At 37.8% G+C, this 23,664-nt stretch carries 21 protein-coding genes; 18 read left to right on the top strand and 3 right to left on the bottom strand.

Annotated features, from left to right (window positions below; all coding sequences use genetic code 11):
- Window positions 1-83: 83 nt before the first annotated feature.
- The 16 genes from ilvA (at window position 84) to ACCQ42_RS03660 (ending at window position 18,409) form a co-directional block, all read left to right on the top strand.
- Window positions 84-1,268 carry a threonine ammonia-lyase gene (ilvA, locus tag ACCQ42_RS03735; protein ID WP_410035428.1) on the top strand — a complete coding sequence of 395 codons (1,185 nt, stop codon included), beginning with the start codon at window positions 84-86 and terminating at the stop codon, window positions 1,266-1,268.
- Entirely contained in the window at window positions 1,265-2,695 is a 1,431-nt protein-coding gene (locus tag ACCQ42_RS03730) for a UDP-N-acetylmuramoyl-L-alanyl-D-glutamate--2,6-diaminopimelate ligase (RefSeq protein ID WP_410035427.1), read from the top strand. The genes ilvA and ACCQ42_RS03730 overlap by 4 nt, the downstream gene beginning before the upstream one ends.
- On the top strand, window positions 2,692-3,885 hold the full coding sequence (locus ACCQ42_RS03725) for an aminoacetone oxidase family FAD-binding enzyme (RefSeq protein WP_410035426.1): 1,194 nt from the start codon (window positions 2,692-2,694) through the stop codon (window positions 3,883-3,885). Before ACCQ42_RS03730 ends, ACCQ42_RS03725 begins: the two co-directional genes overlap by 4 nt.
- 24 nt (window positions 3,886-3,909) lie before the next feature.
- Window positions 3,910-5,202, top strand: a complete 1,293-nt coding sequence (locus tag ACCQ42_RS03720) for an NAD(P)H-dependent oxidoreductase (protein WP_410035425.1) — start codon at window positions 3,910-3,912, stop codon at window positions 5,200-5,202.
- Between the two features lie 115 nt (window positions 5,203-5,317).
- Window positions 5,318-6,256, top strand: a complete 939-nt coding sequence (locus tag ACCQ42_RS03715) for an ABC transporter ATP-binding protein (RefSeq protein WP_410035424.1) — start codon at window positions 5,318-5,320, stop codon at window positions 6,254-6,256.
- Between the two features lies 1 nt (window position 6,257).
- A complete protein-coding gene (locus ACCQ42_RS03710; RefSeq protein WP_410035423.1) occupies window positions 6,258-7,355 on the top strand; it encodes an ABC transporter permease in 1,098 nt (365 codons plus the stop codon).
- Complete coding sequence (locus tag ACCQ42_RS03705; RefSeq protein WP_410035422.1) at window positions 7,342-8,460, top strand: ABC transporter permease; 1,119 nt, start codon at window positions 7,342-7,344, stop codon at window positions 8,458-8,460. Before ACCQ42_RS03710 ends, ACCQ42_RS03705 begins: the two co-directional genes overlap by 14 nt.
- A 113-nt stretch (window positions 8,461-8,573) precedes the next feature.
- Window positions 8,574-9,368, top strand: coding sequence for a diadenylate cyclase CdaA (cdaA, locus tag ACCQ42_RS03700; protein WP_106461626.1), 795 nt, complete (start codon window positions 8,574-8,576; stop codon window positions 9,366-9,368).
- Complete coding sequence (locus ACCQ42_RS03695; RefSeq protein WP_265214142.1) at window positions 9,361-10,332, top strand: CdaR family protein; 972 nt, start codon at window positions 9,361-9,363, stop codon at window positions 10,330-10,332. Before cdaA ends, ACCQ42_RS03695 begins: the two co-directional genes overlap by 8 nt.
- Entirely contained in the window at window positions 10,325-11,632 is a 1,308-nt protein-coding gene (locus tag ACCQ42_RS03690) for a CCA tRNA nucleotidyltransferase (protein ID WP_410035421.1), read from the top strand. The genes ACCQ42_RS03695 and ACCQ42_RS03690 overlap by 8 nt, the downstream gene beginning before the upstream one ends.
- Before the next feature lie 67 nt (window positions 11,633-11,699).
- Window positions 11,700-13,037, top strand: a complete 1,338-nt coding sequence (tig, locus tag ACCQ42_RS03685; protein ID WP_106461631.1) for a trigger factor — start codon at window positions 11,700-11,702, stop codon at window positions 13,035-13,037.
- A 51-nt stretch (window positions 13,038-13,088) separates the two neighbouring features.
- Entirely contained in the window at window positions 13,089-13,685 is a 597-nt protein-coding gene (clpP, locus tag ACCQ42_RS03680) for an ATP-dependent Clp endopeptidase proteolytic subunit ClpP (RefSeq protein ID WP_410035420.1), read from the top strand.
- Between the two features lies 1 nt (window position 13,686).
- A complete protein-coding gene (gene clpX / locus ACCQ42_RS03675; RefSeq protein ID WP_410035419.1) occupies window positions 13,687-14,901 on the top strand; it encodes an ATP-dependent Clp protease ATP-binding subunit ClpX in 1,215 nt (404 codons plus the stop codon).
- 53 nt (window positions 14,902-14,954) lie between these two features.
- A complete protein-coding gene (gene lon, locus ACCQ42_RS03670) occupies window positions 14,955-17,285 on the top strand; it encodes an endopeptidase La (protein ID WP_410035418.1) in 2,331 nt (776 codons plus the stop codon).
- A complete protein-coding gene (yihA, locus tag ACCQ42_RS03665) occupies window positions 17,282-17,869 on the top strand; it encodes a ribosome biogenesis GTP-binding protein YihA/YsxC (RefSeq protein ID WP_311531124.1) in 588 nt (195 codons plus the stop codon). The genes lon and yihA overlap by 4 nt, the downstream gene beginning before the upstream one ends.
- Before the next feature lie 165 nt (window positions 17,870-18,034).
- Window positions 18,035-18,409 carry a hypothetical protein gene (locus ACCQ42_RS03660; RefSeq protein ID WP_311531123.1) on the top strand — a complete coding sequence of 125 codons (375 nt, stop codon included), beginning with the start codon at window positions 18,035-18,037 and terminating at the stop codon, window positions 18,407-18,409.
- A gap of 39 nt (window positions 18,410-18,448) precedes the next feature.
- Here the strand turns inward: ACCQ42_RS03660 and ACCQ42_RS03655 are convergent, their stop codons facing one another.
- Together ACCQ42_RS03655 and ACCQ42_RS03650 are read right to left on the bottom strand one after the other, a co-directional pair.
- Window positions 18,449-19,435, bottom strand: a complete 987-nt coding sequence (locus ACCQ42_RS03655) for a hypothetical protein (protein ID WP_410035417.1) — start codon at window positions 19,433-19,435, stop codon at window positions 18,449-18,451.
- A complete protein-coding gene (locus tag ACCQ42_RS03650; protein WP_410035416.1) occupies window positions 19,419-19,943 on the bottom strand; it encodes a sigma-70 family RNA polymerase sigma factor in 525 nt (174 codons plus the stop codon). The genes ACCQ42_RS03655 and ACCQ42_RS03650 overlap by 17 nt, the downstream gene beginning before the upstream one ends.
- A 229-nt stretch (window positions 19,944-20,172) precedes the next feature.
- On the opposite strand from ACCQ42_RS03650, the gene ACCQ42_RS03645 reads away from it, so the two are divergent.
- Together ACCQ42_RS03645 and ACCQ42_RS03640 are read left to right on the top strand one after the other, a co-directional pair.
- On the top strand, window positions 20,173-21,963 hold the full coding sequence (locus tag ACCQ42_RS03645; RefSeq protein ID WP_410035415.1) for a flavocytochrome c: 1,791 nt from the start codon (window positions 20,173-20,175) through the stop codon (window positions 21,961-21,963).
- Between the two features lie 144 nt (window positions 21,964-22,107).
- Window positions 22,108-23,139, top strand: coding sequence for an enoyl-CoA hydratase/isomerase family protein (locus ACCQ42_RS03640; protein WP_311531119.1), 1,032 nt, complete (start codon window positions 22,108-22,110; stop codon window positions 23,137-23,139).
- Between the two features lie 47 nt (window positions 23,140-23,186).
- On the opposite strand, the gene ACCQ42_RS03635 is transcribed toward ACCQ42_RS03640, so the two are convergent.
- On the bottom strand, window positions 23,187-23,540 hold the full coding sequence (locus ACCQ42_RS03635; RefSeq protein WP_265215250.1) for a desulfoferrodoxin family protein: 354 nt from the start codon (window positions 23,538-23,540) through the stop codon (window positions 23,187-23,189).
- Between the last annotated feature and the right edge of the window lie 124 nt (window positions 23,541-23,664).

Genomic DNA, 23,664 nt, shown 5'->3' with positions numbered 1-23,664 from the left:
TTGACTAGATTTTACACTTTCCTTAAAAAATGTCAAAATACATGTTATAATAAAAATATACAATAAATATGAAAGGATATATTATGTTTGATTTTGAAAAAGCAAGAGCAAGAGTTAGTGAAGTAACAAACCCTACACATTTGATTTATTCCGAAGTTTTTTCTGAAGGATGCAATAACAACGTTTACATAAAGCCAGAAAACCTTCAAAAAACAGAATCATTTAAGCTAAGAGGTGCCTATAACAAGCTATCTAAGCTTGATAAGGAGGCGGCAGCTAAGGGAATAATCACGGCATCAGCTGGCAACCACGCCCAGGGTGTAGCATTTTCTGCCAAAAAACTAGGCATGAAGGCTGTAATCTGCATGCCAGAACATACTCCAATGATCAAGGTCGACGGGACTTTAAAATACGGGGCTGAAGTAGTTTTACATGGGGCAAGTTTTGATGAATGTAAGGAACACGCTCTAAAACTAGCTGAGGAAAAGGGTTATACTTTTATTCCACCTTTTGATGACCTCGACGTAATCGAGGGCCAGGGTACAATTGGTCTAGAGATAGTTGATGAACTAAAATACGTAGATTATGTAATAGTGCCAGTAGGTGGGGGCGGGCTCATATCAGGTGTTGCCAAATGCATCAAGCAAATATCACCACTTATAAAAGTAATAGGTGTTGAGCCATATTCAGCCAGGTCCATGAAAGAATCTATAAAAAGAGGCGAAATCGTAACCCTTGAAGGTGTAGATACCATAGCAGACGGTACAGCTGTTGCAAGAGTAGGTGATCTAAACTACGAAATCTGCAAGGATGTGGTAGATGATTGGATTACAGTAACAGATGAGGAAATCCTCATGGCCTTTATAAAGCTAATTGAAAAGCACAAACTAATAGCAGAGCCATCAGGAATCCTCCCATTAGCAGCTCTTGATAAGCTAAACTTTTTTAACAAAAACGTAGTCTGCCTGGTAAGCGGCGGCAATATCGATATGTCCTTTATCAGTCAACTTATAAATAAGGGACTTTATGAAATTGGCCAAATTGCAAGGATAGATGTAGAAATCGCTAATATTCCAGGAAAGCTAAATGAGCTACTCACCCTAATTACATCAACTAAGGCCAACATAATATCAATAGAACACGACGGCTTCAAGGAAGCATCTAGATTTAAGAATATAAATGTAGAGCTAACCCTAGAGACCAATGGCAGGGACCATGTCAAAAAAATTAGAGAAGCCATAGAAAGGAAAGGTTATATCCTACATTGATTAAACTTACAGAGATTTTAAGCAAAATTGAATATAAAAGCCTAAGAATGGGCCCTGACGTAGAGATAAGGGGAGTTACTAACAATTCTTTAAAAGTCGAAGGGGACTTCATCTTTGTGGCAGTAAAGGGGTCAATCTTTGATGGCCATAAATATATAGCTGATGCCATAAAAAATGGAGCATGTGCCATTGTCCACTCAGAAGTTGTGGAATTTATCCCAAATGTCACCTATATAAGGGTAGAAAATCCAAGGGAAATTTTTGCAAAACTTTCAAATATAATATCAGATTACCCATCAAGAAAGATGGACCTTGTGGCAGTAACAGGAACCAATGGCAAGACCACAACCAGCAAACTCGTTGCCTATCTTATTGAAAGGCTCTTTGGTCCTTGTGCAAATATAGGTACAGATGGGGCAAATGTGGCAGGAGAGATAATCCCTACCTCAAATACAACTCCAGATATCACAGAGATAAATAGGATTTTAAATAAATGTTTAGAAAAGGAAATTAAATACCTAACCCTAGAGGCATCAAGTCATGGACTTGACCAGGGCAGACTTTTTGGGATTGACTTTAAGGTCGGTATCTTTAACAATCTCTCCACAGAACATTTAGACTATCACAAGACCATGGAAGCTTATTTTAAGGCAAAGATGATTTTGCTTGAAAACTCGGAAATAAAGATAGTAAATGCCGATGATGAATGGGGACAAAAAGCCATAAGCATCTTCCCAGATGCCATAAGCTTTGGCAAATCTGATACAGCCAATATCAGGGCGGTAGATATAGAAAAATCAGAAAAAACCATGACCTTTAGAATTAACGGGGTAAAATTTAAGCTTAACACAATAGCAGACTTTGAGCTTTACAACAACCTTGCAGCCATAGCAGCCCTAAAGATGATGGGGGCAAGCCTTACAGATATAGCAAAAGTCATAACAGATTTCCCAGGAGTGGGTTCAAGATTTGAATATATAGACAATGACCTTGGTATAAACCTAGTAGTTGACTTTGCCCACACACCAAGGGCCTATGAGGAGATTTTTAAATCCTTGCCAGAAGATGCCAAGAAAATCGCAGTCTTTGGTATCCAGGGAGATAGGAATGAAGAATTTAGAGCCCTAATCGGCAAGACCGTATCAGATTTTGACATCTATGCCATGATTACCACTGACGATCCTAAATTTGATAGCTACGAAAATATTTCAAAAGATATAGTAGCAGGCTTTAGGGAAAATTACGGGGCCTATAGTCTTGTAAAAGACAGAGAAGACGCCATAAGAGCTGCCATAAAAATGGCAAAGCCTGGCGATTATGTCCTTTGCCTTGGTAAGGGCGAGGAAGATTTTATCAAACTTCATGGCAATGAAAAAACTCCTTACAAGGAAAAGGAAACCATCATAAGGGTCTTGGAAGATTTATGAAGACAATCCTAATAGGGGCGGGGGCGGCTGGCCTATTTTTTGCAGGTCTTTATAAAAAAGACCTCCTAATCCTTGATAAAAATGACCAAGCTGGCAGGAAACTTTTAGCCACAGGCAATGGCAGGTGTAATTTCACCAACCTCAATCTTTCAGATGACTTTTATTTTTCATCCAATGAGGGCTTTTACTCTTATGCCCTAAGAGCAAATGATAACAAGGATTTAATCGCCTACCTTAACAGCCTAGGAATCCTAACTACAAATCTTCCATCAGGCAGGTGCTATCCTCAAACCCTTAGCTCAAAAACTGTGAGGGACATCTTGTTTATGAGGGCGAATGGCAAATTTATCTTCGAGGCAGATGTCCTTGATATTGACTTTGACAAAAAACTTGTCATCACAAAAGATGCCAAATATGTCTACGATAGGCTTGTTATAGCCAGTGGAGGGAAGAGCCTACCTGGAAGTGGGTCAGATGGCAAGATTTTTAAAATCCTTAAAAAAGTCCACTCCCTAAGAGATTTTTCATATGCTATTACCAATTATAAGTGCCAAAACCCTCTCTCAAAGAGAGCTAAGGGGGTCAGGGTCACAGCCAAGGCGAGCTTATATATTGACGGTAAATTTATAAACTCTTCTACTGATGATGTAATCTTTCAGCCTTACGGCCTAACAGGAACAGCCATCCTTGATTTATCCAACCAAATTTCCTACGGTCTGTTTAAAAATAGTGATATTAGGGTACAATTAGACTTGTTAAGTGCCTATGATTTTAAGGAAGTCTTGGATATTTTATCTGCTCTTGCGGGAAAATATAAAGATATGACCCTTAGAGAGCTTTTGACAGGCTTTATAAACGAAAAGCTTATTTTTGACCTAGTAAAAAGCACAGGTCTTAGAGAAGATATCAAGGCAAAATCCTTAAGTGCTAAGGACCTTAAAAAAATCACCGCAAGCCTTAAAGGTTTGGAATTTAGGATAAAAGAGATAAATGATGTGGAAAATGCCCAAGTTACAATTGGGGGAATTGATACAAAATTTGTAAATCCCAAGACCTTTGAGTCCAAAAATATAAAAGACTTATACTTTATAGGCGAAGTTTTGGATGTGGATGGGGCCTGTGGGGGATATAATATACAGTGGGCATATTCAAGCGCAAAGTCTTGTGCCGACTACCTAAACAAAAACTAGTTTTTGTTTAAAAAGGAGAAATAGATGTTAAAGATAAATAGAAATCTAAGAGAAATGAAAGATAATGGAGAAAGCATCAAACTAGCCATAATCGGTTGTGGCAAGATGGGGGCTTCTCTTATAAGCCAGCTATCAAAGATAGACGCTATGGAAGTAAAGTTAGTTGTAGATAGGAATCCTAGAAAGGCTATAAAAGCCCTAGTTCAGGCTGGTGTTAGCGAGGATAAAATCATCTATACAGATGACTATAACGAGGGTTATGAGGTTCTAGAAAAGGGCTTTGTAGCAGTATCAACTAACCACAGACTAGCCTATAAGCTTTTACAGATAAATGCAGTTGTTGACTGTACTGGCAACCCACCATTTGGGGCAGTAATTGCCAGAAAAACAATCCAATACCACAAACATATGATTAGTTTCAATGTTGAATGTGATGCGACTGTTGGACCTGTCCTACACGATATGGCAAAAAAGGCTGGAGTTGTTTATACTGGCATCCTTGGTGATGAGCCAGGTGCAATAATTGACCTAGTAGACAATGCCTACGGCATGGGTCTAAAAGTCCTAGTAGCTGCAAAAGGCAAGAACAACCCACTTAATAACTATGCAACAGCGGAAATTCTTGAAGAAGAGGCTAAGAAAAAAGGCTTATCTCCTAGAATGTTAACAAGCTTTGTAGATGGTACAAATACAATGATTGAGCTAAATGCTGTCTGCAATGCCCTAGGATTTTTGCCAGATACCTTTGGTTGCCACGGCATTACAACAAGTCCGGAAAGGGCAGTAGAAGACTTTAAACTTAAGGCTGATGGTGGAGTTTTAAACTCTTATGGAATAGTTGACTTTTCACCAGGCATGGCTCCAGGAGTCTTTATAATAGTAACAAGCGACCAAGAAGATGTAAGAGATCTTATGAAATTCTTAGGTTTTGGCGATGGTCCAAACTATTTATTGTATAGACCTTACCACCTAACAAGTCTAGAAGCTCCAATCACAATTTATGATGCAGTAGTTGAAAATGAGCCATCTATTGCTCCAATTCATGGCCAGGTAGCAGATACTGTAACAGTAGCCAAAAGGGATATCAAAAAGGGTGAAAAGCTTGAAGGAATCGGCTCTGACAGGGTCTTTGGAAAGCTAACCAGCCATGACAGGTGCCTAAATGAAGACCTCCTTCCAATAGGTCTTATAACACCAAATACAGAAGCCATAGTCGATATCAAAAAGGACACAGTAATAGACATGTCAATGGTTAAAATCGACGAAAAGGCCACAATCACCAGACTAAGACGCAGACAAAACTCAATGAAACTTTAAAGAAAGCCGCTGATGGGAATCCATTGGCGGTTTTTAACATTGTTTTTACATAAATTTTACAAGTATATATCATTGGAGGTTTAATATAAGTATAAGAATATAGGAGGGCAAAGCAATGGAAAATCTCATAGAAGTAAGGGGGCTTGTCAAAAATTATAAGGAAGTAAAAGCCCTTGACGGCCTTGATTTAGATGTCAAAAAGGGAAGAATCTTGGGACTCTTGGGCCCAAATGGATCTGGCAAGTCGACAACAATTTCTTGCATCCTATCTCTCCTTAAAAAAGATGGGGGCAGTGTCAAAATCTATGGCCAGGAAATGAGGCCAGATGCCTATGATATTAAAGAAAAAATCGGCGTAGTCTTCCAGGATGTGGGAGTCTATGACGAGCTAAGCGTCTATGAAAATATAGATTATTTTTGCGGACTTTATATAAGGGATAAGAAGGAGAGAAAAGAACTTGTCCAAAGGGCCATAGAACTAGTTGGCCTAAATGACTTTAAAAAATTTAAGCCAAGAAAACTATCTGGCGGTCTCTTAAGAAGGCTAAATATAGCCTGCGGCATAGCACATAGGCCTGATATCATAATCCTAGATGAACCGACAGTGGCCGTTGATCCGCAGTCAAGAAATAACATCCTTGAGGGAATCAAAAAACTAAACCAAGAGGGCTCAACCATAATCTATACCTCTCACTATATGGATGAGGTAGACTTTCTCTGTGATGATATAGTCATAATCGATAAGGGTAAGGTCCTCGCCAAGGGCACATCCAGAGAGCTTAAGGATATGATTGACCTTACAGAAAAGATAAGCCTTGAGGCAAGTGATATAGGTGAGGAAATCCTTAAAGACCTAAGGGGTCTTGACCACCTAATAAGCCTTGACTACAAGGATAATATCTTAAGGCTAAACTTCTCCAAGGGAGATGAAAATTTAGTAAAACTCATGACCTTCCTAGAAGAAAAAAACATAGAATATAAGTCAATAAGCGTAGAAAAACCAAGCCTAAACGATGTTTTCCTAGAGCTTACTGGCAAGGATTTGAGGGATTAGTATGTTTTTGCATTCATTTAAGTACACACTCAAATATCTTTTAAGAGAAAGGGCCATGGTCTTTTGGGCCTTGATTTTCCCCTTTCTTTTGGCGATTTTATTTAAGTTAGCCTTTGGCAATTTGTCCACTCAGGCCAAATTTGAAAGGATAGATATAGGTGTTAATGAGAGCTTGCTAGCTGATGAAAATTTCAAAAATTTCCTAGACCAGATGGAAGATGAGGATTATTTTAAGGTCCATAAAGCCACTGACAAAAATATCTTAGATCAAAATGACAAGGTCAAGGTCTATGTAGATAGCCTTGATAAGGTCTATGCCAATAAATCAGGCATAAGCCAGACAATTGTGGAGACAATCCTTAATGCCTACTTGCAAAAATCTGAAATGGTAAAAAGGGTCATGGCAGAAAATCCTAAGGCAGACCTTGTCAAGGTCTTGGAGGTGGATGACTTTATAAATGATAAATCCAGAAAAAACATGGACCCGATAAATACCTTTTTCTACACCCTAGTAGGCATGACCACAATCTATGGCTATATGTGGGGACTTTTCGTAATCTATCAATATGAGGCCAATTTATCTGTCAATGCCAAGAGAAATACCATATCTCCACTTAGAAAAAGCCGAGCCCTAAGCGCATCAATCCTAGCAAGCTGGCTAATAAATTTTGCAATCACCCTAATCTTTATAGGATATTTGAAAAAAGTAATCGGGATAGACTTTGGGGATAAGATGGGACTTTTAGTCCTTCTAAGCGGGCTTTCATCCCTTACAGGAATTGTCTTTGGGATTTTTATTGGAGTTTCAAATAAAAAGTCAATCGAGTTTAAGATAAATCTAGGCATAGCCATATCCATGCTTATGAGCTTTTTGGCAGGCATGATGATGTCTGATATGAAAATTATAATTGAAGAAAAAATCCCTATTATAAATAGGATAAATCCCGTAGCTCTTGTAACAGATGCTATCTATGCCCTCTATTATTATGAAGAAACTGGTAGATTTTATCAAAATATAATCTATCTTGGCTTGGTGACCCTGGCCCTAATCTTAGGATCTATGTATTTTATGCGAGGTAAAGAATATGAGAGTCTTTAAAAATTATTTTAAGCTTGCAGCAGGCCACAAATTTGCCATAATCCTTTACTCAGCTATCTTTGGCCTCCTTCTGATTTTTTCGACAAGGTCTGTTAAGAGAGATTTTTATGTAAGTGTAAAACCTGACATTTACATAAATGATGAGGCTGAGACTGACTTATCAAGGGCCTTAGTAGCCTATCTTGATAAAAACACCATGATAAGGGAAATGGATGAAGACCTAGTTGAAGATAAGCTCTTTTACCAGATGATAAACGCAGCTGTCGTGATTCCTAAAGATTTTGACCAAACTAGGAAGCTAGACTTTAAAAATGCCCCAAATGATATGTATGGGATGGCTGTAAAGGAGAATATCAATCAATTTTTAAACCAGGTGGCCTCTTATGAAAGGGCAGGTTTTGAGAAAGCTCAAGCAATTGACTTTGCAAGTAAGGATTTGGATAAGAAGATAGAAGTGGATTTAAAGGATAAGAATAAGGTTAAAAACAAAGATGATTCCCTCTTTTATTTTAACTTTTTAAATTATCTTATCTTATCACAAGTAATTCTTATAGTTTCAACTATAGTTAAAATTTATAAGAAATCTACTATTGCCATGAGAAATGAGGTCTCTGCCATGTCAAAGGCTAGGATGAATTTGGAATTAATTCTGGGCCATATAGTGACAGGCATCGGAGTTTGGCTATTTTATGTCATTCTTTTTGCCCTAATCTACAAGTACGATTTTAAGGCAAGTCACACCAACCTCATGCTCTTAAACTCTTTGATCTTTACCATTACTGTCGTAGCCATGGCTGTTATGCTTGCAAATCTTATAGTAAGTGAAAATATAATGTCGGCTATCATGCAGGTGGTGGGCTTGGGTTCGTCATTTTTGTGCGGAGCCTTTGTCCCTCAGGAATTTTTGTCAAAGACTGCTTTAAATATAGGAAAAATCTTACCTTCTTATTATTATATAAAAAATAATAATATGCTAATAGAAAATCCAGCCCTAAGCACAATTCTGCCCAATATGGGAATAATGCTTGCCTTTGCCCTAACCTTTGTCTTAATGAGCTTGATTTTTAGGCCAAAAGCTAAAAGAAAGGTTTCTGACCTAGGATAAAATAAATACAGATTTTGACTCTGGCCTATGCCAGGGTCTTTTTTGTTAAAGAAAATCCATAAGAAGTGTAATTTATTAGCAAAAAGAAGTAGGATATTATTAGGAGTGAGAATATGAATTTTTTAGATAATTTTATTACATCTCTTATGTTAATAAGAGTCACAGATGTTATTGATATTGCAATTATAGCCTTTGTTGTTTATAAGCTTTTTTCCTTGCTTAGAAACACCCGTGCTGAGCAGGTTTTATATGGACTTATCTTTGTCCTAATTTTCGCCTCTATTGCTGATATGCTCAACCTAAATACGGTTTCCTGGGTTATGAACCAGTTTTTAACTGTATCTTTGGTATTTATTATCGTAGTCTTTCAGCCTGAGCTTAGGACTGGTCTTGAGAGGATTGGTAGGGGTAGGTCTATCTTTGGATCTGAGAAAAATATGAGAAATGAGGATTCTATCAAGGAAATAGTTTCTGCAATGAGCTCCCTTTCTCGTCAAAAAATTGGAGCCCTAGTTGTCCTTGAAAGGGAAGTAGGACTTTCTGATATAATTGAGTCAGGAACCATGCTTGAGGCAGATATTTCTAGTGAACTACTTATAAATATTTTTATACCAAACACCCCTCTCCACGATGGGGCAGTTATTATTAGAAAAAACACAATCACAGCAGCAGCCTGCTACTTGCCACTTTCCCAATCCAATACCATTGCCAAGGAGCTTGGCACTAGGCACAGGGCGGCTATAGGCATTACAGAAAAGTCTGATGCGGTTGTAATCATAGTTTCAGAGGAGACAGGCAATATATCTGTAGCTGAAAATGGTGTAATCAACAGATATTTTGATGAAGAATCTCTAACAATTAGACTAAGAAATGAAATCAGCGAAAAGGGGCTAAAAAAAGATGAATAGCTTTCTAGAAAAACTCAAAAAATTTGACGATAAAAGCGATAATAAACTGATAATCCTATCAATTATAGTGGCTGTAGTGATGTGGACCTTTGTCACAACTTCAACCAATCCAACAGCAAATAGGACTTTTAGAAACCTTCCGCTTATTATACAAAACCAGGATAAGCTTGAAGATAATGGCTACACCATTGTCAGCAAGGATGAGGCAAACACTGTATCAGTCAGGCTAACAGGCTCAAGAAATAACCTTATAGGCCTTGACCAATCTGATATTCAAGCCTCAATAAATGTTGCAAATGTCAAAGAAGGCATTAACTCCCTCGATGTAAACATTGATACTCCAACAGGAATCTATGTCGACCACATAGACCCAAAGAGTATAAACCTTAATATCCAAAGGATAATTACAAAGTCAATGCCAGTAAATATTGTCATAGATGATAAGTTAAAAGATGGCAAACTTGTCGAGGTAAATGAACAAAGGCCAAAGGAAATACAGATTTCAGGACCAGAATCTATAATAAATAAGGTCGACAGAATCGAAGCTTACATCAATGATGCCGAATATCTGGATGGCAAAATTCATAATGTAAATGTCAATGTCCTTGATAAGGGCGGAAAGACAGTTGAAGGAGTTGACCTAGACCATAAGGATATCAACCTTTCCTTCCTAGTTTATGAAACAAAAAAAGTAAAGGTAGAACTAAAGGTAAGGGGTGAACTTGCCGAGGGATATCAAGCAAGCCTTAAGACCCTAAGGCCTGATCAGATTGTAATAAAGGGCCAAAGCCTTAAAAATATAAGTAAAATCTCAACCTTCCCAGTAAATGTATCAAACATCAAGGCCAGCAAGTCCGGAGAAGTAAAACTAGATTTACCAGATGGTGTAGAAGTTTATGATGGGGAAGATGTTATAAATTACAGGATAGATGTAAATAAGAAAGATAGTTCCGAGGATGAATAAGGGATTTATCTTAAAAAGCCTAGAAGAAGCTGGCTTTAAAGCCTATCTTGTGGGAGGTTGCCTTAGAGATGAAATAATGGGTAAGCCTTCATCAGATGTAGACATAGCAACGACTGCAAGGCCAGATCAGATTAAGGAAGTCTTTAAGAATTTTACCCTAGTTGATATTGGCAAGAAGTTTGGAACAATCAAGGTTCTTGCAGGATTTGATGAGTATGAGATAACAACTTTAAGGTCCGACTCAATCTATTTAGACAAGAGAAGGCCTGTAGCTGTATCCTTTACTGATGATATTTATGAAGATTTGGCCCGCAGGGACTTTACCATAAATGCTATGGCTAAAAGGAGTGGAGAAATAATCGACCCTTTTGACGGAAGGACTGATATAAAAAACAAGATAATACGAGCTGTTGGCAATCCTAAAGAGAGGATTGAAGAAGATTACCTGAGGGCCCTTAGGGCAGTTAGGTTTGCAACTTGTCTTGATTTTACAATCGAGGATAGTCTAAAAAAGGCCATAATAGAAAAACAAGCGAATATTGAATTTATTTCAAAAGAGCGAATTGCAAGTGAGATAAATAAAATTTTGCTAGCTGATAATCCAGTTTATGGGATAAGACTCTTAGAAGAATTGGGTCTACTTGCTAAGATTTTCCCAGAACTATATAGAACTATCGGCTTTGACCAACATTCGCCCCACCACTACCTAGATGTCTATGAACATAGCCTAGAAGTCTTAAGAAATACAAAAAAAGACCTAATAACAAGGCTTGCCGCCATCTTTCACGATACAGGCAAGGTAGATTGCTTTTTTCTTGATGAAAAGGGCAATGGGAGATTTTTTGTCCATCAAGACCTGTCCGCAGACCATGCCATTGCAAGGCTTAGAGATTTAAAATATTCCAAAAAGCTTATAGGATCTGTAGAAAACCTTATTAGAAGGCATATGGATGCGGCCAATACCTATACAGAAAAGTCTATCAAAAGGCTTCTAAGAAAACTTGGTAAGGAAGACCTCTTAAGGCTCCTTGACTTGCAAAAGGCTGATAAGCTTGCAACAGTCCACAAGGACCTAGCAAATATAAATAAGGCCCACGAGCTTTTAAAAAATCTAGAAAAAGAGGACCTGGTCCTTAAAAGGTCGGATTTAGCAGTAAATGGCAAGGACTTAATAAAACTCGGTTACAAAGAAGGAAGGGCCTTGGGCGATTTGCTTAAATTAATAGAAGAAAATGTTCTTGAGGAAAAACTTTCTAATAATAAGTCCGCAATCCTTAAATTTATAAGAGAAATGGGCTAGTTTCTTGATAGCTAGATAAAAATGTAGTATATTATTTCAATGAGTATGAACTTTCACGGAGGAGAAAATGACAGAATTAAAATCACACGAAAATAACATAGCTAAATTTGAATTTAATGTAGCTTATGATGACTTTAAAAAAGCAACTGACACAGTATATAAGAGAAATAAGAAAAGATATAGAATAGACGGTTTCAGACCAGGCCATGTTCCAAGAAGAGTTCTTGAAAAAATGTACGGCCCAGAAATCTTCTACGATGATGCTATCCAAATAGTATTCCCAGAACCATACGAAAAGGCAGTAGAAGAATTAGGTCTAGAAGTAATCGACCAACCATCAGTAGACTTAGATGATATCGAAGAAGGCAAAGACATCACCTTCAAGGTAGAAGTAGAAACAAAACCACACCCAGAACTAGGTGATTACAATAATCTTGTAATAGAAGAAGTATCTGGTGAAGTAACTGAAGAAGATGTAAACCACGAATTATCTCACCAACAAGAAGAAAATGCTAGACTTATCTCAGTAGAAGATAGGGGAGCAAAAGAAGGTGACAAGGTAAATATAGACTTTGATGGCTACCTAGATGATGAAGAATTTGAAGGTGGCAAGGCAGAAGACTATGACCTAGTAATAGGCTCAAACACCTTTATCGAAGGCTTTGAAGACCAAATAATCGGTCACAAGGTAGGAGATAAGTTTGAAATCAACGTAACCTTCCCAGAAGATTACCAAGCAAAAGAATTCCAAGGCAAGGATGCTAAATTTGTCGTTGAAATCAACTCAATCACAGAAAAACAACTTCCAGAACTTGACGATGAATTTGCAAAAGACATCTCAGAATTCGATACACTTGAAGAACTTAAAAACAACCTAAAAGAAAAGCTAGCAGATGATAAGAAATCTTTTGCTGAAAGCCAAATGCAAAACCAAGCAGTAGCAGCTCTAGTAGAAGTAAGTGAAGTTAGCGCTCCAAAATCAATGGTAGACAGAGAAATCGACTTTGACCTTCAAAATCTAGATCAAAGACTTCAACAAATGGGTCTAACACTTTCTCAATATATTGAAATGACAAAGATGGATATCAACGCTATCCGTGACCAATATAGAGAAGGTGCTGAAGCTAGAGTTAAGGCAAATCTTGTAATAGATGAACTTGCTATCAAAGAAGGTATCGAAGTATCTGATGAAGAAAAAGAAGAAGAATTAAAAGAAACAGCTAAAAACTACGGTGTAGATGATTTTGAAAAATTCAAAGAAATCTTTGCTAAAAATGTTTCTGATGAGACTCTAGAAGAAAATATCAAGAGAAGAAAGGCTGTAGAATTACTAGTAAGTAAGGCTAAGGCTCTTCCTCATGAAGAATACCACAAACACGTAGAGGAAAACAAAGAAGCAAAATAATTAACCTAGTTTTAAGCTGAATATAAGGAAAATCCTTATAAAGGAGGCTTTATGTTAGCTAAAAATTATTTAGTACCAACAGTAGTAGAACAAACAAACAGAGGCGAAAGAGCCTATGATATATATTCAAGACTTCTCAAGGATAGGATAATTTTCCTATCTGGAGAGGTACGTGATGAGGTAAGTGATATAATAATTGCCCAACTTCTATTTTTAGAAAGTGAAGATCCAAACAAGGACATACATTTTTATATCAACTCCCCAGGCGGCGTTGTAACAAGCGGCCTTGCAATTTATGACACAATGAACTACATCAAGCCAGATGTATCAACAATCTGCATAGGTCAAGCAGCATCAATGGGAGCAGTACTTCTATCTTCAGGAGCCAAGGGCAAGAGATTTTCTCTACCTAACTCCAACATCATGATCCACCAACCATCAGGTGGGGCCCAAGGTCAAGCGTCAGATATAGTTATCCAAGCTGAGCAAATCCTAAAAATTAAGGCTAACCTTAATAGGATTCTAGAAGAAAATACTGGCAAAGACCTTGCCCAAATAGAGAAAGATACAGACAGGGACTTTGCCATGAGTGCACAAGAAGCCCTAGAATATGGTCTAATAGATAAAGTTATAGAAAGTAATAAGTAATATGGCAGAAATGGACAAAACGCAAGTGAGATGTTCTTTTTGTGGTAAAGATTCTAGCCAAGTAAAGAGGATAATTGCCGGAGCAAATGGCTATATATGCAATGAATGCGTGGAACTTTGCTCGGAAATTATCGAGGGTGAAGAAAATGCTATGAATGATTTTACCTTTGATTTTGAATTATCAAAACCAAGGGAGATCAAAGACTACCTTGACCAATATGTAATAGGCCAAGAAGAAGCCAAAAAAACCCTATCAGTAGCAGTCTACAACCACTACAAAAGAATTACATCCAATGTTGAAGATACGGATGTAGAATTACAAAAATCAAATATTTTAATGCTTGGACCAACAGGTTCTGGTAAGACCCTCCTTGCCCAAACCCTAGCCAAAAAGTTAAATGTGCCATTTGCAATAGCAGATGCTACAAGCCTTACCGAAGCAGGTTATGTGGGTGAGGATGTAGAAAATATTATCCTAAAACTAGTCCAAGCAGCTGATTATGACATAGAAGCGGCTGAAATTGGAATAATCTATGTAGACGAGATAGATAAGATTACTAGAAAAAGTGAAAACCCATCTATAACCCGTGATGTAAGTGGGGAAGGTGTCCAACAAGCTCTTCTAAAGCTAATAGAAGGCACAGAAGCCAATGTCCCTCCACAAGGAGGCAGGAAGCACCCATCTCAAGAATATATCAGGGTAGATACCACCAATATTCTCTTTATCCTAGGTGGGGCCTTTGAAGGCATAGGGGATATTATAAACCAAAGACAAGTCGATAAGACCATCGGCTTTGGGGCAGATATTTCCAAAAGAGAAAAGACAGACCTAAGCCTAGTCAACACCGAAGACTTGCTCAAATTTGGTCTTATACCAGAATTTATCGGTAGGGTGCCAATAATAGTAAGCCTTGATGCCCTAGATGAAGATTCCCTAGTGAGAATCCTAAAAGAGCCTAAAAACTCAGTCATCAAGCAATATCAAAAGCTGTTTGACCTTGATAATGTCAAGTTAAGCTTTGAAGATGATGCTATTGAGGCTATAGCAAAAAAGGCAATAGAGCAAAAAACAGGAGCTAGGGGCCTTAGGACCATACTTGAAAATCTCCTCCTCGATGTGATGTTTGACATACCATCCAGGAATGAAATAAAAGAAGTTCTAGTAACCAAAGAAGCTATAGATGATCCTAGCAAGCTAGAATACAAAAAGAAATAAGAGTAAAATTGGGGAATGCTAGTCATTTCCCTTTTTAAACGTAAGGAAGATTTATGAAAGAAACATATAAAATAACACAAGAAAACTTAGCATTGGTGCCACTTAGAGGCTACTGGGTAATGCCTACTACTATGCTTAATTTTGATTGCGCTAGGTCCATCTCAAAAAATGCTGTTGAAAATGCTAAGCTAAACAACGAAGATATATTTTTACTAAATCAAAAGGACATATTCGATGACAATCCTAAGCAAGATGGCCTTTACGAATATGGAATAGTTGCGACCATAAAAGAAACCTTCACCATGCCAAATGGTGAAATTAGAGTCTTTGTCCAGGCAAGAGGTGTGGGTAAGCTTGAAAAACTAAAGGTCGCTGAGGGATTTTTGAGAAGTGATGTCGAAGTTTACGAATACCTAGAAGAAAACCAGGAAGACACCGACACCTTACAAGCCCTCAAAAAACTCCTCCTAGAAGATTTTAAGGAATATGTCTCAATTAACGAAGATATCATGGATGAGATATCCTATGGCATGGTAGAAGTTGAAAATTACCACAGACTAGTAGATTTAATTAGCTTTCACCTAGACCTTTCTCCAAAGGAATACTATCAGCTTTTAAGTGAGCTTGATATTACTGAAAGGATGAAATTCCTCCACAGGACAATTGATAAGGAGATCGAGCTTAAAAACCTAGGTCTAGAAATTGAAAAGGAAGTAACTGACAATATCAACAAGTCCCAAAAGGAATACTACCTTAGGGAGAAGATGGATGTTTTAAAGAAGGAACTCAACCAAACAACAGGTCAGGCAGAAAATGAAGTGGACGAATTCCGCCAAAAAATTGCCAAGATTAAGTTTGATAAGGAAAGCAAGAAATCCCTAAATAAAGACCTAGATAGACTTGACTCCATACCAGAGATGAGCCCAGACTATGGGGTGATTATTTCTTACCTAGACTTTGTGGTAGGCCTACCTTGGAATAAAAAATCTAAGGAAAGCCTTGATATCAAAAAGGCAAGCCAAATCCTAGATACAGACCACTACGGCCTTGAAGATGTCAAGGAAAGAATCATAGAATCAATTGCCGTAAGGATTAAAAATAAATCTGTAAAGGGGTCAATAATCTGTCTTGTAGGCCCTCCAGGAGTGGGTAAAACATCTATTGCCAAGTCTGTAGCCCGTGCCCTAAATCGTGAATTTGTTTCAATGAGGCTCGGCGGTGTGACAGATGAATCAGAAATTAGAGGCCATAGGAGGACCTATGTAGGAGCTATGGCAGGTAGGGTTTTAGCCAATATCAACAGGGTAGGGGTTAAAAATCCAGTCTTCCTCTTAGATGAGATTGATAAATTAGGATCAGATTTTAGGGGAGACCCATCATCAGCCCTTCTTGAAGTCCTAGACCCTGAACAAAATGATAAATTTATCGACCGCTACCTAGACATTCCTTTTGACCTATCAGATGTATTTTTCCTAACCACAGCCAATGACATCAACGAAATCCCAGATGCCCTCTACGATAGGCTTGAAATCATCGAGCTATCAGGCTACACCATGGGTGAGAAGATGAACATTGCCAAGAAATACCTAATCGCCAAGCAAATGAAAAACACAGGCCTAAGCGATGAAGAGCTTGCTCTATCAGACAATGTTATAGAAAAAATCATTAAAAACTATACCAGAGAAGCTGGTGTTAGGGAGCTAGAAAGGCTAATTGGCAAGATTTGCCGTAGGGCAGTCAAGGAAATCCTAGAAGGTAAGAAGTCTGTCAGAGTTACTATGAATAATTACAGCAAATACCTGGGCCGTGAGAAATTTATAGACGATCACATATCTAAGGAAGAAAAGATAGGCGTTGTAAATGGCCTAGCTTGGACATCTGTGGGTGGTACTATGCTTACAGTTGAGGCCAATGTTATGGAAGGTAAGGGCCATGTAGAATTTACAGGCTCTCTTGGAGATGTCATGAAAGAATCTGGCCAAGCAGCTATTGTCTACATCAGGTCAAATGCTGACAAGCTTGGTATTAAAGATAAGTTTTATGAAGATAAGGACATCCACGTCCACGTTCCAGAAGGGGCAACACCAAAAGATGGTCCATCAGCAGGTATAACCATGACCACAGCTATCACCTCTGCTCTCACAGGCAAGAAGGTGAGAAATAACCTAGCCATGACAGGGGAGGTCACAATCACAGGTGATGTCCTAGCTATAGGCGGCCTTAAGGAAAAGGCCCTAGCAGCCTATTCTTATGGGGTCACAAATGTTATAATTCCAAAGGATAACGAGAGAGATACAGAAGATATACCAAAGGAAATCAGGGATAAGATTAACTTCATCCCAGTTTCAAATGTCTCAGAAGTCATAGAAAGAGCCCTCATATGAAGATAAAAGACATAGAATTAGAACAAGTTGCAGGTTTTAAGAGCCAATGGCCAAATGATGATTTGGCAGAAATTGCCTTTGTTGGTAGGTCAAATGTCGGTAAGTCCTCCTTTATCAATTCCTTTTCAAATAGGAAGGCCATTGCCAAGACCAGTTCTAAACCAGGCAAGACCAGAACAATCAATTTTTATAGGGTAAACAATGCCTTTAGGCTGGTAGACTTGCCAGGCTATGGCTATGCCAAGGTCTCCAAAGCCGAAAAAGCCAAGTGGGATAAGCTAATAAATGAATACCTCCACGAGAGGGAAAATCTCAAAGAGGTCTTCCTCTTGGTAGATATCCGCCATGAGCCAACAGCCTTGGATAAGCAAATGTATGATTGGATCCTAGAATCAGGCTACATGGGCTTTGTGATCGCAACCAAGTTTGACAAAATAAAAAAGGGCCAGGTCCAAAAACACCTAAAACAAGTCCAAAAAACCCTAGGCATAGAAGATGAGGGCTTAATCTTTGCCTACTCATCAGAAACCAAACATAACAAGGACGTCCTAGAAGAGCAAGTTGAAGTAATAATAAATGCCTAGTTAGTAAAACTCATCTCAATTAGTGAATTGATGGGATAAGCCCAGAAAGAAGCGAAAGGGTAGAAAAATTATAATAAATCAAGAAGGCTCCGGCCTTCTTTTTTTGTATTAGCAGAAAAAAGTGGGTATAAATATAAAAAGTAAGAAGAAAAGAAAGGAAATCTTATGGCTAGGAATTTATCTAATAAACAAAAAAATACATATTTAGGACTTATGCTTATCATGTACATCTTGATGGTCGGTGTAGTTTATGAAGTAAGGGTCTATGATACTTGGTACCTATTTGTAGCTACCCTAGTTTGGTCAGTTATAGCTTTATTTTACCAAAAAAGCCTAGGTATCAAATTTAATAAGGAAGCAAATTATTATTTAGAAAGCATTGATAAAAAATATAAGTATCTATTTTATGGGTCATTTGCCCTCATGGGTCTTGCTATCTCATTTTCTGTAAGCTTGAGCATTAAATTTTTAAACTTATTAGTAATAGCTGCGTGCTACCAGCTTTATATGACCAAAAAGATGCTTGATTATGCATACTAAAAAGTAGGTGATTTTAATTTCACCTACTTTTTTGATGTTTTATTTTGCTGAAAGAGTAAATTCTTCCACCTTTTCGTAGTTTCCGTCTGTTTCTTTGCCAGATTCTTGATTTCTTTTTGACCTTGATAGGCTAAAGTCTATTTCCCTGCCATCTTTTATCTCATCTAAGCTAAGGTCTGAGAAGTCTTTATTGTAGATAAAGGTAAATACTCCATCAGAAACTGTCCTTAGGTCAAGTTCGATTTTTTTGCCGTCCTTGTCGACTCCCTCAAGTTCGTAAACATAATTTGGATCAAGACCTTCAATTACTGCGGTCATGGTGATTGGGTTTAGCTTCATTAGTCTGATATTAGCTCCGTTTTCAAGCTTGTAATCCTTGGCTAAGACTTTATTTTCCTTATTAACTATATTTGAGCTTGCTTTGATTGATACAACCTCGCTAGCTGTTCCGTTTGATATATATAGGTCAATATCAGCCTGGTCTAATTCAGGAAAAACCTTATCAAAATCGGTCATTGATTCTGAAACAAAGGCCTTGCCATCGTCTGACATGCCTGTTGATCCACTTGAACCCCAAGCCTTGTAAGTCTCGCCGTTTATTACAACTTTGTAGATACTTGCTGTTTCATTTGATTCTTCTATGCTTTTTCCTTTTGGATCCATAAGAATAGTTGAGTAAATCTTGTTATCTTCTATTACAAGATTTTCAAGAACGATAGATTGATCACCTATTTCTATTGGCTTGTGAAGTTCTGTCACATATTTATAGGACTCAGGGCTTGCCCCGATTGTTTCCATCATGGTGACTTTTATGTCTGTGAAGGCCTTGGAAACTTGAGCCCTTACAGGAGGAACGGTAAGGCCTGCCGCAAGAAGTAAGGCTGCAGCCACTGCAATATATTTTTTCTTTGAATTTTTCTTATAAGATTTTGCCATTTTATATAAAGACTCCTTTTCTATATCATTTAATTTATATTCTTCGCTTTCAAATTCTAAATTATTAATTTCATCATAAACATTTTTCATTTTGAATCTCCTTCCTTATTTTTTTCTTACCTCTTGAAACCCTGTTGTAGAGATTTTCCTTTGATATGTCGTAGATTTTAGCCACTTCGTCGTAGGAGAAGCCCTCTATAAATAATTTCCTAAAAATTTCTCTATCCCTTTCATCAAGGACCTTAAGAATTTCATCTGTATTATCTAGGTAAATCTCATCATCATCTTCTAGATAATTTGAGATTTCATCTAAATTTACGCTTTTATGCCTTATTTCCTTTCTTAGGGCATCGATGGCCTTGTATCTAGCCACACCTGCGCACCAATTCTTAAAGGATGACTTTTCTGGGTCAAAGGATCCTATATTATCCCAGACTGCTAGGACTGCTTCATTTAAGACTTCCATCCTCAGATTATCATTAAAGGTCAAGACCTTGTAGATAGATGCTTTCATTACCGGGCCGTAGGTGTCGATGAAGATTCTAAGGTACTTTTCGTTTTTATTTTTAATTCCCTTTATTATTTTTAAATCATCCATCATTGCCTCCTTCACCTATATATTCGTACTAACCTTGCCTTTTCTATCATGATTTGTAAAAAAACAATTGTTTATTTATTCTACCTGCCTTATAAATTTATGCATTTAAGCATAAATTTAGGGTTTTATTAAATATTTATAAAAAATGCTTTAACTAATTATTTCAAAGCCTTGCACAAAAAGTAAATCTTTACTATAATATTAGCATAATACATATAAAGGAGACAATATGAATAAAAGTAAAACGTTAGCATTATTGTTATCACTATCTATGCTTTTTTCTGCTTGTGGATCTAACACAGCTGATAAGAAGGCAGGAGATAATCAAGATACTAAGGTAGAAGAGAGTGCAGGTAAGGAAACTGGAGAAGGAACTGCAGCAGGTATGAATGGAGACCTAAAGGCTGTTGTTACATTCGATGGAGATAAGATTGCAAAAATCGACCTTACTCACGAAGAGACAGAAGGTCTTGGAGATAAGGCAGCTGACAAGCTTGTTGAAGAAATTATAGCTAATAACTCTATCAATGTAGATACAGTTTCAGGTGCTACAGTTACATCTACTGCTCTTATAGAAGCTGTTAAGGCTGCTATAGAAGCAAGCGGTAGGGATGTTAAAAACTACGAAGGCCAAGTTGAAAAGGCCAAGGGCGAAACTACAGAAAAAGATGTAGACGTAGTAGTAGTCGGTGGTGGTGGTGCAGGTTTTGCAGCAGCAGTATCTGCCAAGGAAGCAGGAGCAAATGTAGTCCTACTTGAAAAACTATCAGCAGTTGGTGGTAATACCCTAATTTCTGGTGGTGAATACGCAGCCCCAGCCAATGAACTTCAAGAAAAAGAAGGCATCGAAGATAGTAAGGAAAAATTTGCAGAAGACGTAGAAAAAGCTGGTGGTAACCCAGAATTAATCAAGGTCCTAGCAGATAAGGCTACAGAAGATGCTTACTGGTTAAGAGATGACATAGGAGTTAAGTGGTTAGATTCACTAATGTTCTTTGGTGGTCACTCAGTAAAAAGATCTCTAATACCAGCAGCCCACACAGGTAACGAGCTAATCAAAAATTACACAAAGAAATGCCAAGAGCTTGGCATAGATGTAATTACAGAAGCAGACGTAAAAGAAATCTTAGCTAAAGACGGAAAGGTTTGTGGTGTAAAGGCTGAAACAAAAGATGGCGAACTTGTAGTAAATGCTAAGTCAGTAGTCCTTGCAAGTGGTGGTTTTGGTGCAAATGCTGAAATGTGCTACGAAAATGACAAGGAAGTTGACGAACACGTCCTATCAACAAACTCACCAGGAGCAACAGGTGATGGTATCACTATGGCTGAAAAACTAGGTGCAGACACAGTAGATATGGATAAGATCCAACTTTACCCAGTATGTGACGTAGAAACAGGAAAACTTCTATACTGCGGCGATACAAGACTAGTTGGTGGAGCTTTATTAGTAAATAAAGAAGGTAAGAGATTTGTAGAAGAGCTAGGTACCAGAAGAGAAATCTCAATGGCAATCAAGGCTCAAACAGACTATGTAGGCTATGTTCTTTGGGATGAAACATCAAACGAAAAGACAGGCACCATGGCATCAAACCCAGAAGAAGCAAAATCACTCTTTGACAGAGGCCTAATGGTAAAAGCAGACACTCTAGAAGAATTAGCTGACCACTTTGGCATAGACAAGGATGCCTTACTAGAAACAGTAAAAACCTTCAACGAAAACTCAGCCAAGGAAGAAGACCCAGATTTCAACCTAAGAATGCTAGGCTGGCAAGTAAAGGATGCGCCATTCTACATGATGAAGGCAGCTCCAGCAGTTCACCACACAATGGGTGGTCTAAAAATCAACACAGAAGCAAAAGTCCTAAACAAAGACGGACAATGGATAGAAGGCCTATACGCAGCAGGCGAAGTAACAGGCGGTATCCACGGCGAAAACAGACTAGGATCTGTAGCAATGACAGACATCACAGTATTTGGTAAGATAGCAGGCGAAAACGCAGCAGCAAATGCCAAAAACTAAGAAAATATCAAGAGAAGTCCCTCGGGGCTTCTTTTTTTATGACAAATCATTTAAGTCCAACATGCAAAGATTGCAAAAAATTGTTTAACCCTGCGAGCTAATAGGTATATATAAGATAGGATTAAGAATAAAGTTGGAGGAATTATGATAAATACAGAAGTTAGAAATAAAGTTGGACTGATATATCTAGATAGTCCAGAGACCCTCAATGCCATAAATGGTCAAATGGTCGATGAAATATATGAAGCCCTTAAAAAATTTGAAGAAGATAAAGAAATAAGGGCAATCCTTTTTGATTCTCATGCAGAAAAGGGTCTATCAGCAGGTGGAGACCTAAAAGAAATTTACTATAATTATCTTACAAATGATGAAGCACCTAAGAAGGAAGAATTTTTCAAAAAGGAATTTGACCTTAATAAATACATCATGGATTATCCAAAGCCAATCATAAGCCACTGGTTTGGCATAACCATGGGCGGGGGAATTGGCCTTACCATCCATTCTGACCTAATCATAGCAGATGAAACAACAAACTGGGCCATGCCAGAAACAAGCTTAGGCTTTGTGCCAGATGTATCTGTAGGCTACTATATATCAAGGCTTGACAGGGCCCTTGGCCAATATGTCGGCCTAATAGGATCAAGGCTATATCCAATAGATTTGGTAAAAAACGACCTTGCCCACATCCTAATAAATCATAAAGATTATCAAGAGATTTTAGAAATAATAGTAAGATTATCAGAAACAAGCGAAGATTTAATAAGGGACATAAAGAATGAAATTTCAGGCTTTGCCATAAAAGAAGGCACCAGCCCAAATATAGAAAATGAGGCCAAGATAAAGACCCACTTCGCTAAAGATTCTGTAGAAGAAATCGTAGCTAGCCTTAAAGAAGCTGATGATGATTTTGCAAGAGAAAGCCTAGAAGTCCTAGAATCAAGAGACCCCTTCATGGTTAAGGTCCAATTTGAAAAATATTTCCTAGGCAAAAAATTAACCCGCAAGGAGACAATCGACCTAGACCTAGATATAATCAGATACGGCCTAAAGACAGGCGCTATCAAAGAAGGCATCAGGGCCAAACTAATAGATAAGGACAATGAAGCAGTCTGGCCAGTATCAAGCCTTGCTGATGTAGATGAGAAAGAAGTAAAAAATCTTCTTAGAATAAAATAAGCACCAAAAAAGCGAGGAATTAAATCCTCGCTTTCAATGTTATATAATTAAGCTTCTATAGAGTTTTCCCATAGGCCGTGGATATTGCAGTAGCTTAGGGCATAAACTTCGCCAGCTTTTTCTGTTTGGATGCTTACTTCTACTTCTGGAATTGAGAAGACTTCATCTTCGCCATGAGCCTTAAATTCATAAGAACCAACTTCAATTGGGAATTTAGCTCCTTCAGCCTTGAAGAACACTTTGATCCAAGCGATATGGTGTTCAAGTGTATTTGGATGGGCAATTTCTTCACCTACAAATGCCTTGATGTGAAGTAGGTTGCCTTCTCTTTTAGCTTCTAGAAAAGGAACGTGTTTTTCAGCTTTCCAATCTGCAGTTTGAACTGTTTCGGTTAATTTCATATTATCCTCCATAAATTTACGTAATATCGTGTATTAAATATATACCCTTGCTGATAATTTGTAAACATATATTTATAATAAATTTCCTTTAACAAATAATATAAATATAAGAATAAATGAATTT

It is taken from the genome of Anaerococcus kampingae, assembly GCF_046365475.1.
In the GTDB taxonomy this organism is placed as follows: domain Bacteria; phylum Bacillota; class Clostridia; order Tissierellales; family Peptoniphilaceae; genus Anaerococcus; species Anaerococcus kampingae.
The sequence above is the reverse complement of the archived record's forward strand: the minus strand, read 5'-3'. Positions and strand labels throughout refer to the sequence as shown.